Genomic DNA, 14,304 nt, shown 5'->3' on the forward strand with positions numbered 1-14,304 from the left:
GTCGACGCCCGTGAAGGCGCCGACCGCAACCAACGAATCAGTCGGTCAGTTTTTCCGCCAGCGCCTTGACGCGAGCCAGGTCGCCCTTGGCGACCTTGGCCACGCCGGTGCCGTATTCCGGATCAGCCTTGTAGAGGAACGACAGGATGATGTGCTTGCTCTCGTCATCGGTGGTGGCCAATGAGCCGCCGAAGTTGTTGATCAAGTCCTCACGCTCTTTCTTGGTGTAGGAACGGTACAGGTCACCGGCCTGCTTGAAGTTCTGCTCACGCTGGATCTTGGCCTGCTGGGTGCTGCCCGACAGCGTCGCCTGGCTGTAGCGCGCGGTTTGTGGCTCTTCGCGTGGCAACAGGCGGCTTGGCTGGTAGTTGACGCCTGTGGTGGTCTTACCAAAGTTCATCGCGCCGTCCTGGTTGCCGTTGTTGACGGTGACCCGTGGAGCGTTGATCGGCAGTTGCAGGGCGTTAGCGCCCAGGCGGTACATTTGCGTATCGGCGTAGGAGAACACGCGGCCCTGCAGCAAGCGGTCTTCCGACGGCTCGATACCGGGTACCAGGTTGGCCGGGGCCATCGCGACTTGCTCGGTTTCCTGGAACACATTGGCCGGGTTGCGGTTCAGCACCATTTGCCCGACTTTGCGCTCGGGCACATTCGGCCAGATCTTGGTGGCATCCAGTGGGTCGAAATCAAACTTGGCCAGGTCTTCAGGCTTGAGCACCTGCACATACAAGTCCCACTTAGGGAAGTCGCCTTTGTTGATGTGCGTGACCAGATCATTAGTCATATGACTGTAGTCACGCCCCTGCACCTCGGTAACTTGCTTGGGATCAAGGTTCTTGATGCCCTGCAGGCTCTTCCAGTGGAACTTGACGTAGTGCACTTCGCCTTTGGCGTTAACCAACTTGTAGGCATGTACGCCATTACCGTCCATTTCACGGTAACTGGCTGGGGTGCCGGAGTCCGAGTACAACTCGGTCAGTGTACGAGTGGACTCTGGAACATGGGAGAAGAAGTCGAAACGGCGCGAGTCATCGTCCAGGTTAGTGCGTGGGTCCGGTTTAAAGGCATGGACCATGTCCGGGAACTTGATGGCATCCCGAATAAAGAACGTGGGGAAGTTATTACCGACCAGGTCCCAGTTACCTTCAGCGGTATAGAACTTGGTGGCGAAGCCTCGTGGGTCTCGCAGGGTTTCCGGGGAGTGGTTGCCATGCACCACGGCCGAGAAGCGTACGAACACTGGCGTGGTTTCACCGGCGGCGAACACCTTGGCCTTGGTCAGGTCGCTGAGGTTGTCAGTCACGGTGAAGGTGCCATGGGCGCCCGTGCCGCGTGCGTGCACCACGCGCTCCGGGATGCGTTCGCGGTCGAAGCGTTGCAGCTTCTGGATCAGTTGCACATCTTGCAGCAACACCGGGCCATTGGCACCGGCGGTCTGGGAGTTCTGGTTATCACCGACGTTGGCCCCGTTATCGCGGGTCAGGTTGGCGGCCTGTACGGAGAGGGAAAGCAGACTGGCGGTCACCAGTGCCAGCGCGTGGCGCGCCGACACGGGCCTGCGGCTGATTGGAGTGTTCATCGAGGTTTCCTCTGGTTTTTTTAATGCACATTCAGTTGTGCTTGCCAGAGGCTAGTGACCTGCGAGTCAGAAGATAAATAGAAAAACACCACAGGCCCGATTAAGAAAAAAGTCTGGTAACCCGCTGAAATAGCCGGTATTTCGCGCGCGATTGATGGCACTTTGCAAACTATTTGCGATTTGATGTGTCGATAAAAATCGACAGTGTTAACAGTTGTGTCGAGCAAGCGGTGTTCGACTGAATTACACTGACCTCTACCCTCCTCAACTGTAACAAGGAATAACCTATGGGCGTGATCAGTGAGTTCAAGGCCTTCGCGGTCAAAGGTAATGTAGTCGACATGGCCGTCGGTATCATCATCGGTGCTGCCTTCGGCAAGATTGTTTCCTCGTTTGTAGGCGACGTGATAATGCCTCCCATCGGCCTGCTGATCGGTGGCGTGGACTTTGGCGACCTGGCGATAACGCTCAAGGCTGCGCAGGGTGATGTACCGGCCGTGGTCCTGGCCTACGGCAAGTTCATCCAGAGCATCATCGACTTCGTGATCGTCGCGTTTGCGATCTTCATGGGTGTGAAGGCCATCAACCGCCTGAAGCGCGAAGAGGCCGTGGCGCCAAGCTTGCCGCCGACGCCGAGCCAGGAAGAAGTGCTGTTGGGCGAGATCCGCGATCTGCTCAAGGCACAGAACAACAAGCCGCTTTAACCCGCGGTTGCAAAAAAGGCGCCTCGTAAGGCGCCTTTTTTCTACCAATAATTTTCTACCGCCACCTGGCCAGGCCGTCGGCTCAGGCTCAGTTGCATGTCCCGCTGCTTGAGCAACTGGCGCGTGTCATCAACCATCTGCGGGTTGCCGCAAATCAGTACGCGCGAATCCTGCGCCGTCAGCTCTACACCGGCGGCCCGCTCTAGTTCGCCATTTTCGATCAGGGCTGTAATACGCCCGTTCAAGGCGCCCGGGTGCTGCTCGCGGGTGACGATGGGAATGTAGGTGAGCTTGTGGGCGTAGTCGGCCAGATACTCGCGCTCACCCAGTGTGTCGATCAGCGACTGGTAGGCCAGTTCCTTGGCTTCTCGGGCGCTGTACACCAGGATGATGCGCTCGAATTTTTCCCAGACTTCGAAGTCCTGCAGGATCGACAGGAACGGCGCGACGCCCGTACCTGTTCCCAGCAACCACAGGTCGCGCCCGTCGACAAAGCGGTTGAGGGTCAGAAAACCCGTAGCCTGGCGCTCTACCAGCAAGGTATCGCCCGCCTTCAGGCGGCTCAGTTCACTGGTGAACTCACCGCCGGGGACCACGATGGAAAAGAAATCCAGATGCTCGTCAAACGGCGAAGACACGATGGAATAGGCACGCCAGACGGTGCTGCCATCCGCCTTGGTAACGCCCAGGCGCACAAACTGGCCGGCGGTAAAACGAAAACCGGCATCGCGGGTGGTGCGCAGGGTGAACAGGCTGGGGGTCAGCGATTGCACATCGAGCAGGGTCTGGCGGGTAAATTTCTCAGCACTGGCCGTCATGGGGGGCTCCGTTTTGCACAGGCCGTTAGTGTCCCTCAAAACAGACCGCGCAAACACTGATGATTGGTACTGGCTTTGCAATCGCTCAAGGTTCACGCGGCTGGCCTGCGCGTTTTTTAACCAGTCCAACAGGTAAGCCATGGGCTCCACACTGGCACTAATTATTTGGCTATTAACGCGCCCCGAATACCTCACTAGATGAAACGGCACTTACAGCGACATCACTTTGATACTACCTTCAAGACGTTAAAAGCATTGAAAAAAAGATATCTGCCAAGCGCTCTTATACAAAGCTCCAAGCCTTGTACAAAACCGGCCGACTAAACAAATCCTGTAAGTAAAATATTTTTCAGACTCAGTAATAGGACTTGCCCTACACTTGTTTTCGAGCTGCATTGGGGGATCAGGACGTACCCAGGTTACACAGACACCTATGGAGAGTCACCGATGGTCAATTGGCATAATACCCGGCTGCCCAAGCTGGACGGCGAGAGTGAAATCACCAGTGTGTTTGAGATGGTGATAAACCACACCTATGAACTAGGGTTCGAATATTGCTCCTTTACCATGAGCGCCCAATCACAAAACGCCCAAACAGAACCCATTTTATTCAATAACTATCCAACCGAATGGCTTAGCATTTATAAACAAGCGCACTTCTTCGGTGTCGACCCCGTTGTAACCCACTGTAAAACTTCGGTACTGCCCATTCTCTGGGAGCCAAAAACCTTTGCCAATACCCCCCAGCTGTGGGAATTGGCCCAGTCATTCGGGGTGCATTTAGGCTGGACCCAAGCCGTGCATGATTTCCAGGGTGTATTCAGCATGCTGACCCTGGTTCGCAGCAAGGGCGAGGTCAGCCCTGAAGAGTTTTACGAAAAAGCCGGCCAGGTGTTGTGGCTTTGCCATGCGATGCATGCGGTCGTCGCGCAGAAGTACGCCGACGCACCCGACATCAAAGCGCCCAGCAAATTGACTGCCCGGGAAACGGAAATCCTCAAATGGTCCGCGATGGGCAAGACTGCCTCCGAGATTGCCGCGATTCTTTGCCTGTCCGAGCGCACCGTGGGTTTTCATATCAGCAGTACCTTCAAGAAACTGGGCGTGCATAACAAAATCCAGGCGGTGCTGCGCGCCGCTAAAGCCGGGCTGTTTTAGCCCACGCAAAACACCGCATGTCATCGCGTTGAAAAAAACGTAACATTTACGGCCAATTCTGAGTGTTGAGGGTGCGCTTTCCACGGTTGCCCCGCCGTTCGCTCAGAAGGTCCGTCGATTACCCAGAGCCTTGCCCAGCCATGCCCCTGCTTGACAGCCCTTTCGCCCAGCTCGACCTGATTCGTCAGCCGGAGCAACACAATGATCCGCTGCAAGCCTTCGATGCCGCCGACGAATACCTGCTCAGCCACCTCGCCGCGCAACAGCTTACTGCTGCCACCCGCGTGCTGGTCCTCAATGACAGCTTCGGCGCCCTGGCGGCCAGCCTTCAAGGCCAGGTACAGGTAACCTCCAGCGGCGATTCGTTCCTCGCCGCCCAGGGCCTGGAAAAAAACCTGGTGCGCAACGGCAAGGCCTTCGATGCCGTGCCCTTCATACCGGCCAGCCATCTCGCGACCGGGCCGTTCGATCGCGTACTGATCCGCGTGCCGAAAACCCTGGCGTTGCTGGAAGAGCAACTGATCCGCCTGCAAGGGCAACTGGCGCCCGGCGCCGAGGTGATCGCAGGCGCAATGGTCAAGCATTTGCCACGGGCTGCGGGCGAATTGCTGGAGCGTTATATCGGGCCCATGCACGCCTCATTGGCGGTCAAAAAGGCGCGGCTGCTGATCGCTAGCATCGAGCCGCGCCCTGCTGCAGTCTCGCCCTACCCGACCCGCTACACCCTGGACGCGCCCGTCATCGAACTGCGTAACCACGCCAACGTCTTTTGCCGCGAAGGCCTGGACATCGGCACCCGCGCCTTCCTGCCGCACCTGCCAAAAAACCTGGGCAGTGCCCGCGTGGCGGACCTGGGCTGCGGCAACGGTGTATTGGCGATTGCCAGCGCCCTGCACAACCCCGACGCGCACTATACCTTGGTGGATGAGTCGTACATGGCGGTGCAATCGGCCGCCGAAAACTGGCAAGCCGCCCTGGGCGAACGGGACGTCATCCTACGTGCCGGCGATGGTCTGGCCGGCCAGGAGGCGCAATCGCTGGATGTGGTGCTGTGCAACCCGCCGTTCCACCAACAACAAGTGGTCGGCGACTTCCTCGCCTGGCGCATGTTCCAGCAGGCACGCGAAGCGCTGGTGATCGGCGGCGCCCTGTACATCGTCGGGAATCGTCACCTGGGCTACCACAGCAAGCTGGCGCGTCTGTTCCGTGGCGTCGAGCAAGTAGCGGCCACGCCGAAGTTCGTCATCCTCAAGGCGCGTAAATAAAAAAGCCCTGCTTTTTTAGGAGCGAGCTTGCTCGCGAAAAACCTGAGAACACCGCGGGGCGTCAGGCACCCCGCGTTATCGTTGACGTTTTTCGCGAGCAAGCTCGCTCCTACATTGGTGTCAGTGGGTGCTCAGGCCTGCCGCATTCATGAACATGCGCATCAGGCTGGCCACCACGAACAGGGCCAGTACGCTGCCGGTCCAGATCATCGCCAGCCACCCCAGGCGCCGCCACAACGGCTGCTTCTCGGCCTGTTCAATCTCGTGCAACGAAGGTTTGGACATGTTTCAACCCTCCTAGTGATAGCCGTCTTCGTGGGTGACCTTGCCGCGGAACACGTAGTAGCTCCAGAAGGTGTAGCCCAGGATGAACGGGATGATGAACAGCGTGCCCACCAGCATGAAGCCCTGGCTTTGCGGCGGCGCGGCGGCATCCCAGATCGACACGGACGGCGGGATGATGTTCGGCCACAGGCTGATCCCCAGGCCGCTGTAGCCGAGGAAGATCAGCACAAGCGTCAGCAAAAACGGCGTGTAGTGCGCATTACGTGCCACAGCCCGGATCAGCCCGTACATGGTGACCAGCACCAGGATCGGCACCGGCAGGAACCAGAACAGGTTCGGCAAGGAGAACCACCGCGACGCGATTTCCGGGTGGGTCAGCGGCGTCCAGATGCTGACGATGCCGATCACCGCCAACACCACAAACGCCAAAGGCCGCGCCAGGTTGTGCATCTGCTCCTGCAACTTGCCTTCGGTCTTCATGATCAACCAGGTGCAGCCGAGCAAGGCATACGCCACGATCAGCGCCACGCCGCAGAACATCGTGAAGGGTGTGAGCCAGTCCAGTGAACCGCCGGCGAACTGGCGATCCACCACCGGAATACCGTCGATGAAGGCGCCCAACGCAACACCCTGGAAGAAGGTCGCCGCCAGCGAGCCGCCAATAAACGCCTTGTCCCACAGGTGACGCTTGTGGTCCTTGGCCTTGAAGCGGAACTCAAAGGCCACGCCGCGGAAGATCAGGCCGATCAGCATCAGGATCAGCGGCAGGTACAGCGCCGACAACACCACCGAATAGGCCAGCGGGAACGCGCCGAACAACGCCGCGCCACCGAGTACCAGCCAGGTTTCGTTACCGTCCCATACGGGCGCCACGGTGTTCATCATCACATCACGGTCGACTTTGCCTGGAATAAACGGGAAGAGAATGCCGATACCCAGGTCGAAGCCGTCCATGACCACGTACATCATGATGCCGAAGATGATGATCACGGCCCAGATCAGCGGAAGATCAATACCCATCTCAATTCCCCTTGTGCTGGATGTGGTCGTGGTCGTTATCACTGCCATCGTCGGCAGCAGACAACGGACGCGCCGGGGTGCGTTTCTGGCCGGGGCCACCATGGGCGGGCTCGGTACTGTCGTGGGTCACGGGGCCTTTGCGCACCAGGCGCATCATGTAGCCCAGGCCCGCGCCGAACAGCGCGAAGTACACCACTACGAACAACACCAGGGTGATGGTCATCTGCGTCAGGCTATGCCCGGAGGAGGCATCCGCCGTGCGCATCAACCCGTAGACCACCCAGGGCTGGCGACCGATTTCGGTGGTGAACCAACCGGCAAGAATCGCAATCAGGCCAGACGGGCCCATCCACAGCGCCAGGTACAGGAACGGTTTGGACGTGTACATCTTGTCGCCCCGGCGCAGCCACAGGCTGAACAGACCGGTGAAAATCATCAGGAACCCCAGGCCGACCATGACCCGGAACGACCAGAACACAATGGTCGAGTTGGGGCGGTCTTCAGGCGGGAACTCTTTGAGCGCCGGCACCTGCTTGTCCAGCGAGTGAGTCAGGATCAGGCTGCCCAGGTACGGAATCTCGACCGCGTATTTGGTTTTCTCGGCTTTCATGTCCGGCCAGCCGAACAGGATCAGCGGCGTGGGCTCGTTGCCGATATTTTCCCAGTGGCCTTCAATCGCGGCGATCTTGGCCGGCTGGTGCTTGAGGGTATTGAGGCCGTGGAAGTCGCCGATCACCGCCTGGATGGGCGCAACGATCAGCGCCATCCACATCGCCATCGAGAGCATTTTGCGGATCGCCGGGTTGTCCTTGCCGCGCAGCAAATGCCAGGCCGCCGACGAGCCGACGAAGAACGCCGTGGCCACGAACGCAGCCGTGGACATGTGCATCAGGCGGTAGGGGAACGACGGGTTGAAGATTACCGCCAGCCAATCGGTCGGTATCACGCGGCCATCGATGATTTCAAAGCCCTGGGGCGTCTGCATCCAGCTGTTGGAGGCAAGGATCCAGAACGTGGAGATCAGCGTACCCACGGCCACCATCACCGTGGCGAAGAAGTGCAGCTTGCGCCCCACCTTGTTCCAACCGAACAACATCACGCCAAGGAAACCGGCCTCGAGGAAAAAGGCCGTCAGCACTTCGTACGTCAGCAACGGCCCGGTGACGGAACCGGCGAAGTCCGAGAAGCGGCTCCAGTTGGTACCGAACTGGTAGGCCATGACCAGGCCCGACACCACGCCCATGCCGAAGTTGACGGCGAAGATCTTCGACCAGAAATGGTAGAGGTCACGGTAGGTGTCGTTGTGGGTCTTGAGCCACAAGCCCTCCAGTACCGCGAGGTAACTGGCCAGGCCGATGGTGATCGCCGGGAACAGGATGTGGAATGAGATGGTGAACGCGAATTGAATTCGGGCGAGATCTAGCGCCTCCAAACCGAACATAAGTCTTCCTCTGTCAGGTAATACCGGCTGCTGGCTGGGAGCCTGCACCCACTGCCCCCACGGATATGGAGTGTGGCGAATTTCAATTCGTTTCTTTTATTACCCATCGCGTGGGGAATCTGGTCTTTCGACCGCCAGAACAATCCCGGGGCAGGTTTTGATCTGGATCAAGCATCGTTGAAAGAGTAGTCCCATTTTTGCTGTAGGACTGTGTGGTCTTTTGCCGCGTGACAGCTTGCCTCAGCTCAGTTCTTGCAACTATTTGTTACAGCTTGATGCTAATCTCGCCATTCCTCCGTTGCCGACCTGATTGCCGATGCCCAGTGAACCTGCGTTGCTGTTACGTCACCACCGCCCTTTCATCGCGTTCTGGCTGGCGCGGATCTTTACCGCCAGCGGCTTCCAGATGCTCACCGTGGCGATCGGCTGGAACCTCTACCAGCTGACCGGCAACGTCTTGGACCTGGGCTTGGTAGGCCTGGTGGAATTCGTGCCGCGCGTGCTATTCATGCTGCACACCGGGCATGTGGCTGATCGCTATGAACGCCGCAGGGTCGCCGCTATCTGCCAGACCTTGCAGGCGCTGATTGCCTTGTCCCTGGCCATCGGTGGCCTGACCGGCAACGTGACCCGCGAAATGATCTTTATCCTTGCCTTCCTGCTGGGCGCCGCGCGATCGTTTGAAATGCCCACCACCCAGGCGCTGTTGCCGAGCATCGTGCCCAGCGCGCTGTTCCCCCGCGCCGTGGCCGCCTCGCAATCGGCCCAGCAACTGGCGACCATCGTCGCACCGGCCCTGGGCGGCCTGCTTTATGCGTTTGGCAGTGTGTGGGTGTACGGCCCCACCGTGGCGCTGTACCTGATCGCCTGCGTGCTGACCCTTAACCTGCCCGCGCGCCAGACCCCGCTGAACAAAGCCAAGGCCACCATGGACTCCCTGTTGGCCGGCATACGCTTTATCCGCAGCCGCCCGGACATTCTCGGCGCCATCTCCCTGGACTTGTTTGCCGTGCTGCTGGGTGGCGCTACCGCGCTGTTGCCGGTGTTCGCCAAGGACATCCTACTGACCGGCGCCTGGGGCCTGGGCCTGCTGCGGTCGGCACCGGCCGTGGGGGCATTGCTGATGTCACTGTGGCTAGCGCGCTTTTCGGTGGACCGCCAAGTGGGCCGCGTGATGTTCACCGCCGTCGGCGTGTTCGGGGTGGCAACCATTGCCTTCGGCCTGTCGACTTCGTTCTGGTTTTCACTGGCGGTGCTGGTGGTACTGGGCGCGGCAGACATGATCAGCATGGTGATTCGTGCGTCGTTCGTGCAGTTGGAAACCCCGGATGAAATGCGCGGGCGGGTGAGTGCGGTCAATGGCCTGTTTATCGGTGCGTCCAATCAGTTGGGCGAATTCGAATCCGGGATTACCGCCCACTGGTTTGGGACAGTGCCTGCGGTGGTGATGGGCGGGATCGGCACGCTGGTAGTGACCGGGGTGTGGATCAAGCTGTTCCCGACCCTGGCCAACCGAGATCGCATGCATGTGCCGGTGGAAGAAACCAAGCCATAGGCTTCACCGCCTGACCTGATGTTGGAATACAGTCAATGTGGGAGCGGGCTTGCTCGCGAATGCGGCGTGCCTTTCAGTACATCAGTGACTGAACCACCGCATTCGCGAGCAAGCCCGCTCCCACATTTTTGACTTTCAGTGTTGAGAAGATCCGGTTACAACACCTTATCCAAGGTAATCGGAAACTCCCGAACCCGCTTGCCGGTGGCATGGTAAACCGCATTCGCCACCGCCGCCGCCACCCCAACAATGCCGATTTCCCCCACGCCCTTGGATCCGAGGGCATTGACGATCTCGTCGTGCTCTTCGACGAACAGCACGTCAATCTCGCCAATATCGGCGTTCACCGGGATGTGGTACTCGGCCAGGCTGTGGTTCATGTAGCGCCCCAGTTCATGGTCCACCTGGGTCTCTTCATGCAGGGCCATGCCAATGCCCCACACCACACCGCCGAGGATCTGGCTGCGGGCCATCTTGGGGTTGACCACGCGCCCAGCGGCAATGGCGCTGACCACACGGCTGACCTTGATGGTGCCCAGGTCTTCGTCAACCCGCACCTCGACAAACACCGCCGAATGGGTCGCGCAGGCATAGCCCTGGCGTTTCTTGTCCGGCTCGCTGTCAACCTGTGCTTGCAGCACCTCTTCACCGCTGTCCTTGACCAGTTGCGCCAATGACACACTCACATCACCGGCATGCAGTTGGCCTTCGTCAAACCGCACCGCTTCGGCGTCCTTGAACACCGGGTAGGTCTGCCGGGCGATCTGCAACAACTTGGTATTCAGCGCTTCACAGGCTTGCTGCACCGCCGTACCCACCGAGGACACGGTAAACGAGCCGCCCTGCAACGGCGCGGTGGGCAACGACGAATCGCCCAGCACAAAACGCACGTCGGCCATGGCCACGCCACTGGCCTGGGCGGCGATTTGAGTCATCACCGTGTAGGTGCCGGTGCCGATGTCGGTGGTGGCACTGCTGACGGTGAGTTTGCCGTTGCTATCGATGCGCGCCTTGGCGCTGGCCTTCATCTGCATGGCTTCCCACACCCCGCCGGCCATGCCCCAGCCGATCAATTGGCGGCCGTCACGCATGCTGCGCGGTTCCGGGTTGCGCTGGTGCCAGCCGAAGCGTTCGGCGCCCTCGCTGTAGCACTCACGCAGGGCCTTGCTCGACCAGGGCTTGTCTTCGTTCTGGTTACGTTCGGCGTAGTTGATCAGGCGCAGTTGCACCGGGTCGATGGCCAGGGCGCACGCCAGTTCGTCCATGGCGCACTCCAGTCCGAGCACGCCTAGCGCGGCGCCGGGGGCACGCATGTCCAGCGGGGTAAACACATCCAACGGCGCCAGCTTGTACGTCAGCTGCACGTTGTCACAGTGATAGAGCATGCCGCTCCACTCCACCACGTGCTCGCTGAAATCCTCGAAGCGCGACGTCTGGCCAATCGCGGTGTGCCCCAACGCCAGCAAGCGCCCATTGGCGGCGGCGCCCATCTGCAAACGCTGCAAGGTGCGCGGGCGATAGCCGAAGGTGAACATCTGCTGGCGCGTCAGGGTGACGCGCACCGAACGCTTGAGCGCCATGGCCGCCATCACCGCGAGCGGCAATTGGTATTGCGGGCGCAGGCCCGAACCGAAGGCGCCACCTACGAAAGCGGCAAAGATGCGCACCTGGCGCTTATCCAGGCCGAAGACTTTTTGCACATAGGCCTGGCAGTTCTGCGGGCCCTGGGTCTTGTCGTGGATATGCAGGCTGCCGTCGGGCTGATACAGCACGGTGCTGGCGTGGGGTTCCATCGGGTTGTGATGCTCGATGGGCGTGCTGTAGTGCAGGTCCAGACTGATTGCGGCACCGGCCCATTCAGCGTCGAAGTTGCCTCGCGGTTCGGGTGGGGTCTGGGGCGACGGGTACGCCGCCGCTTGCTGGGTGAGCAGGTCGGTTTCGAAAGCTTCGGGCGCGTAGTCGATCTGCACCAGCGAGCCGGCGCGCCGCGCCAGTTCGAGGTTATCGGCAATCACCAGGGCCAGCGGCTGGCCGCTGTAGAGCACGCGGTCGTTATACAGCGGGCGAAAAGGCGAGCCATCGGCCGCATCGGCATCGGCGAACGCCTCGTCATAGCTGGCGATTTTCGGCCGGTTGAGGTGATGGATCACGTCCACTACACCGGGCAAGGCCAACGCCTTGGACGCATCGATGCGAACCACCCGGCCTTTGGCGATCGTACTCGACACCACGCTGCCATGCAGCAGGCCGTCCTCGGGAAATTCACCGGCGTAGCGCGCTTGGCCGGTGACCTTGAGCAGACCGTCGACACGGTCCAGGGGTTTGCCGATGGCGCTCATGGCTGTTCTCCTGCGACGGCGGCGTCGCTCAGGGCACGAATGATTGCCCGCCGCGCCAGCTTGACCTTGAAGCCGTTGTGTTCCAAAGGCTCGGCGTCTTGCAGCAGGGCGTCGGCGGCGGCGCTGAAGGTTTCGCGGCTGACCGTGCGGCCAATCAGCAAGGCTTCCACCGCGCGGTCACGCCAGGGTTTGTGCGCCACGCCGCCGAGGGCCAGGCGGGCGTCGATGATTTCATCGCCGTCCAGTTCCAAGGCGGCGGCCACCGAAACCAGGGCGAAGGCATAGGAGGCACGGTCGCGGATCTTCAGGTAGTGGCTGTGGCGGGCCAGGTGATCGGCGGGGAGCTCAATGGCCGTGATCAGCTCATCGTCGGCCAATTGGTTGTCGCGTTGCGGCGCATCGCCTGGCAAGCGGTGGAAGTCGGCGAACTCGATTACTCGCGCGCCGCCACGCCCTTCTACATGCACCCGCGCCGCAAGCGCCGACAGGGCCACGCACATGTCCGATGGATGGGTGGCCACGCACTGTTCACTGGCGCCGAGAATCGCATGGATACGGTTCAAGCCGTTGCGCGCCGGGCAGCCGCTGCCGGGCTGGCGCTTGTTGCACGGTACCGCGGCGTCGTAGAAGTAATAGCAACGGGTGCGCTGCAACAGGTTGCCGCCGGTACTGGCCATGTTGCGTAACTGCGGTGACGCCCCGGCGAGGATGGCCTGGGACAGCAACGGGTAACGCTGCTCAATGAGCGGGTGCCAGGCCAGGTCGGCGTTGCTCACCAGCGCACCAATGCGCAGGCCGCCCTCGGCCGTTTCTTGAATGTCATGCAGCGGCAAGCCGGTGATGTCGATCAGGTGCTCGGGATGGCTGATATTTTCCTTCATCAGGTCCAGCAGGTTGGTGCCACCGGCGATAAAGCGCGAGGCGACGCCGCTCATCTGAACGGCCTGCTGCACATCGGTCGGCCTGCTGTAGTGGAAGGGGTTCATGACTCACCTCCCTGGCGGCGGCAGGCCGGCAGCGCGTCTTCGATGGCATCGCGGATGTTGTTATAGGCGCCGCAGCGGCACAGGTTGCCGCTCATCAATTCCTGGATCTGCGCACGGTCGTGGGCGCGGCCTTCATTGGCCAGGCCCACGGCAGAACAGATCTGGCCGGGGGTGCAATAGCCGCACTGGAAAGCGTCGTGCTGGATAAAGGCCTGCTGCATGGGGTGCAGTTGGTCGCCGTCGGCCAGGCCTTCGATGGTGGTCAATTCGGCGCCGTCGCACATCACGGCCAGGGTCAGGCAGGCATTCACGCGCTTGCCGTCACGCAACACGGTGCAGGCGCCGCATTGGCCGTGGTCGCAGCCTTTTTTGCTGCCCACCAGGTCCAACTGTTCACGCAGCAAGTCCAGCAAGGTGGTCCAGGGCAACACGTTCAGTTGGCGATCCTGGCCGTTGAGTGTCAGGCGTATCGGGTGGGCGACGAACGGCTGGGCCGCCGCGCCATTGGGGGTCGCGCTCATAAACACCTCACGGGTTGGTGTACGTCCGCGGCGTTCAGGAAAATCGCCGTCTTAGGGGTACGACTTCCGGGTGTTTTGAGCGTTCAAGATGATTGATCAGCGGATATTGAGCTGGGCTTTCAGGGTGTTTTGCGGCGGGTTGATCGAGGTATTGGTGAATTCGAACCAGCCCTGGGCCTGGACGTTCAGGTCGAACATGTAGATGTAGCCCATCAAGGTACCCACGCCGTTGCACGCCTCACTGATGTTGCCGACCTGGCACACCGCTGTGCGTTGCCCATTCAACTCTGCGCCGTTGAAGCGGCCCATGGGGCTGTTGCCCAGGCCGACTTCCATCACCGAGACCTTGGTGGGCCCGCGGTGCTCGCACATCTGGGTGGTGTTGACCCGCTCCGGGATCGCTTCGCTGCAGTTGGCCGATTCCACCTTGAACACCCGCACCTCGCTCAAGGCCGGTGCAGCCGCGCCCCATGCCGGTGCCGCGCCCAGCCACAGGCTGATACTGGCGATCAGAGCTAGACTCCACGGGTTGGCTTTTTTCATGCTGTCGATGACCGGCTGTTGAACGTCGGCGCAGTATGCCTCAAGCCCATGCGCCACACAGCCTCGGCTGCTGGTATGATGCGCCGCTTT

The 14,304-nt window shown here is 60.5% G+C and carries 13 protein-coding genes; 4 read left to right on the top strand and 9 right to left on the bottom strand.

Annotation, left to right across the window (positions count from 1 at the left end; translation table 11 throughout):
* Nucleotides 1-37: 37 nt before the first annotated feature.
* The gene (gene katB / locus BUE92_RS10715) at nucleotides 38-1,579 is read right to left on the bottom strand and encodes a catalase KatB (RefSeq protein ID WP_073523603.1); all 1,542 of its coding nucleotides are present in this window, start codon (nucleotides 1,577-1,579) and stop codon (nucleotides 38-40) included.
* A gap of 287 nt (nucleotides 1,580-1,866) precedes the next feature.
* Between katB and mscL the strand changes: the two genes are divergently transcribed.
* Nucleotides 1,867-2,283 carry a large-conductance mechanosensitive channel protein MscL gene (gene mscL / locus BUE92_RS10720; RefSeq protein WP_073523604.1) on the top strand — a complete coding sequence of 139 codons (417 nt, stop codon included), beginning with the start codon at nucleotides 1,867-1,869 and terminating at the stop codon, nucleotides 2,281-2,283.
* 41 nt (nucleotides 2,284-2,324) lie between these two features.
* Here the strand turns inward: mscL and BUE92_RS10725 are convergent, their stop codons facing one another.
* Nucleotides 2,325-3,101, bottom strand: coding sequence for a ferredoxin--NADP reductase (locus tag BUE92_RS10725; RefSeq protein WP_073523605.1), 777 nt, complete (start codon nucleotides 3,099-3,101; stop codon nucleotides 2,325-2,327).
* Between the two features lie 447 nt (nucleotides 3,102-3,548).
* On the opposite strand from BUE92_RS10725, the gene BUE92_RS10730 reads away from it, so the two are divergent.
* Together BUE92_RS10730 and BUE92_RS10735 are read left to right on the top strand one after the other, a co-directional pair.
* Nucleotides 3,549-4,259 carry a helix-turn-helix transcriptional regulator gene (locus BUE92_RS10730; protein ID WP_073523606.1) on the top strand — a complete coding sequence of 237 codons (711 nt, stop codon included), beginning with the start codon at nucleotides 3,549-3,551 and terminating at the stop codon, nucleotides 4,257-4,259.
* Nucleotides 4,260-4,399: 140 nt separating this feature from the next.
* Nucleotides 4,400-5,524: a methyltransferase gene (locus BUE92_RS10735; RefSeq protein WP_073523607.1), complete on the top strand. Its 1,125-nt coding sequence runs from the start codon at nucleotides 4,400-4,402 to the stop codon at nucleotides 5,522-5,524.
* A gap of 120 nt (nucleotides 5,525-5,644) precedes the next feature.
* Here the strand turns inward: BUE92_RS10735 and BUE92_RS10745 are convergent, their stop codons facing one another.
* From BUE92_RS10745 to BUE92_RS10755, 3 genes are read right to left on the bottom strand one after another with little or no spacing between them, the layout of a single operon-like run.
* Nucleotides 5,645-5,809 (bottom strand): DUF2474 domain-containing protein, encoded by a 165-nt coding sequence (locus tag BUE92_RS10745; RefSeq protein WP_003194328.1) that lies wholly within the window; start codon nucleotides 5,807-5,809, stop codon nucleotides 5,645-5,647.
* Between the two features lie 12 nt (nucleotides 5,810-5,821).
* Nucleotides 5,822-6,829, bottom strand: a complete 1,008-nt coding sequence (gene cydB, locus BUE92_RS10750; RefSeq protein WP_073523609.1) for a cytochrome d ubiquinol oxidase subunit II — start codon at nucleotides 6,827-6,829, stop codon at nucleotides 5,822-5,824.
* 1 nt (nucleotide 6,830) lies between these two features.
* Nucleotides 6,831-8,270, bottom strand: a complete 1,440-nt coding sequence (locus BUE92_RS10755) for a cytochrome ubiquinol oxidase subunit I (RefSeq protein WP_073523610.1) — start codon at nucleotides 8,268-8,270, stop codon at nucleotides 6,831-6,833.
* Between the two features lie 316 nt (nucleotides 8,271-8,586).
* Between BUE92_RS10755 and BUE92_RS10760 the strand changes: the two genes are divergently transcribed.
* Nucleotides 8,587-9,825, top strand: a complete 1,239-nt coding sequence (locus BUE92_RS10760; RefSeq protein ID WP_073523612.1) for an MFS transporter — start codon at nucleotides 8,587-8,589, stop codon at nucleotides 9,823-9,825.
* Nucleotides 9,826-9,980: 155 nt separating this feature from the next.
* Here the strand turns inward: BUE92_RS10760 and BUE92_RS10765 are convergent, their stop codons facing one another.
* From BUE92_RS10765 to BUE92_RS10780, 4 genes are all read right to left on the bottom strand, one after another.
* A complete protein-coding gene (locus tag BUE92_RS10765; RefSeq protein WP_073523614.1) occupies nucleotides 9,981-12,164 on the bottom strand; it encodes a xanthine dehydrogenase family protein molybdopterin-binding subunit in 2,184 nt (727 codons plus the stop codon).
* Nucleotides 12,161-13,150, bottom strand: coding sequence for an FAD binding domain-containing protein (locus tag BUE92_RS10770; RefSeq protein WP_073523616.1), 990 nt, complete (start codon nucleotides 13,148-13,150; stop codon nucleotides 12,161-12,163). The genes BUE92_RS10765 and BUE92_RS10770 overlap by 4 nt, the downstream gene beginning before the upstream one ends.
* Entirely contained in the window at nucleotides 13,147-13,671 is a 525-nt protein-coding gene (locus BUE92_RS10775) for a (2Fe-2S)-binding protein (RefSeq protein WP_034126942.1), read from the bottom strand. Before BUE92_RS10775 ends, BUE92_RS10770 begins: the two co-directional genes overlap by 4 nt.
* A 96-nt stretch (nucleotides 13,672-13,767) precedes the next feature.
* Nucleotides 13,768-14,214: a DUF4879 domain-containing protein gene (locus tag BUE92_RS10780; RefSeq protein WP_073523807.1), complete on the bottom strand. Its 447-nt coding sequence runs from the start codon at nucleotides 14,212-14,214 to the stop codon at nucleotides 13,768-13,770.
* Between the last annotated feature and the right edge of the window lie 90 nt (nucleotides 14,215-14,304).

The organism is Pseudomonas fluorescens (genome assembly GCF_001902145.1).
In the GTDB taxonomy this organism is placed as follows: Bacteria; Pseudomonadota; Gammaproteobacteria; order Pseudomonadales; family Pseudomonadaceae; genus Aquipseudomonas; species Aquipseudomonas fluorescens_BV.

Excerpts from the sequence above, each read along its gene's own strand:
- katB (WP_073523603.1), bottom strand. The coding sequence starts at position 1,579 with ATGAACACTCCAATCAGCCGCAGGCCCGTGTCGGCGCGCCACGCGCTG.
- mscL (WP_073523604.1), top strand. The coding sequence starts at position 1,867 with ATGGGCGTGATCAGTGAGTTCAAGGCCTTCGCGGTCAAAGGTAATGTA.
- BUE92_RS10725 (WP_073523605.1), bottom strand. The coding sequence starts at position 3,101 with ATGACGGCCAGTGCTGAGAAATTTACCCGCCAGACCCTGCTCGATGTG.
- BUE92_RS10730 (WP_073523606.1), top strand. The coding sequence starts at position 3,549 with ATGGTCAATTGGCATAATACCCGGCTGCCCAAGCTGGACGGCGAGAGT.
- BUE92_RS10735 (WP_073523607.1), top strand. The coding sequence starts at position 4,400 with ATGCCCCTGCTTGACAGCCCTTTCGCCCAGCTCGACCTGATTCGTCAG.
- BUE92_RS10745 (WP_003194328.1), bottom strand. The coding sequence starts at position 5,809 with ATGTCCAAACCTTCGTTGCACGAGATTGAACAGGCCGAGAAGCAGCCG.
- cydB (WP_073523609.1), bottom strand. The coding sequence starts at position 6,829 with ATGGGTATTGATCTTCCGCTGATCTGGGCCGTGATCATCATCTTCGGC.
- BUE92_RS10755 (WP_073523610.1), bottom strand. The coding sequence starts at position 8,270 with ATGTTCGGTTTGGAGGCGCTAGATCTCGCCCGAATTCAATTCGCGTTC.
- BUE92_RS10760 (WP_073523612.1), top strand. The coding sequence starts at position 8,587 with ATGCCCAGTGAACCTGCGTTGCTGTTACGTCACCACCGCCCTTTCATC.
- BUE92_RS10765 (WP_073523614.1), bottom strand. The coding sequence starts at position 12,164 with ATGAGCGCCATCGGCAAACCCCTGGACCGTGTCGACGGTCTGCTCAAG.
- BUE92_RS10770 (WP_073523616.1), bottom strand. The coding sequence starts at position 13,150 with ATGAACCCCTTCCACTACAGCAGGCCGACCGATGTGCAGCAGGCCGTT.
- BUE92_RS10775 (WP_034126942.1), bottom strand. The coding sequence starts at position 13,671 with ATGAGCGCGACCCCCAATGGCGCGGCGGCCCAGCCGTTCGTCGCCCAC.
- BUE92_RS10780 (WP_073523807.1), bottom strand. The coding sequence starts at position 14,214 with ATGAAAAAAGCCAACCCGTGGAGTCTAGCTCTGATCGCCAGTATCAGC.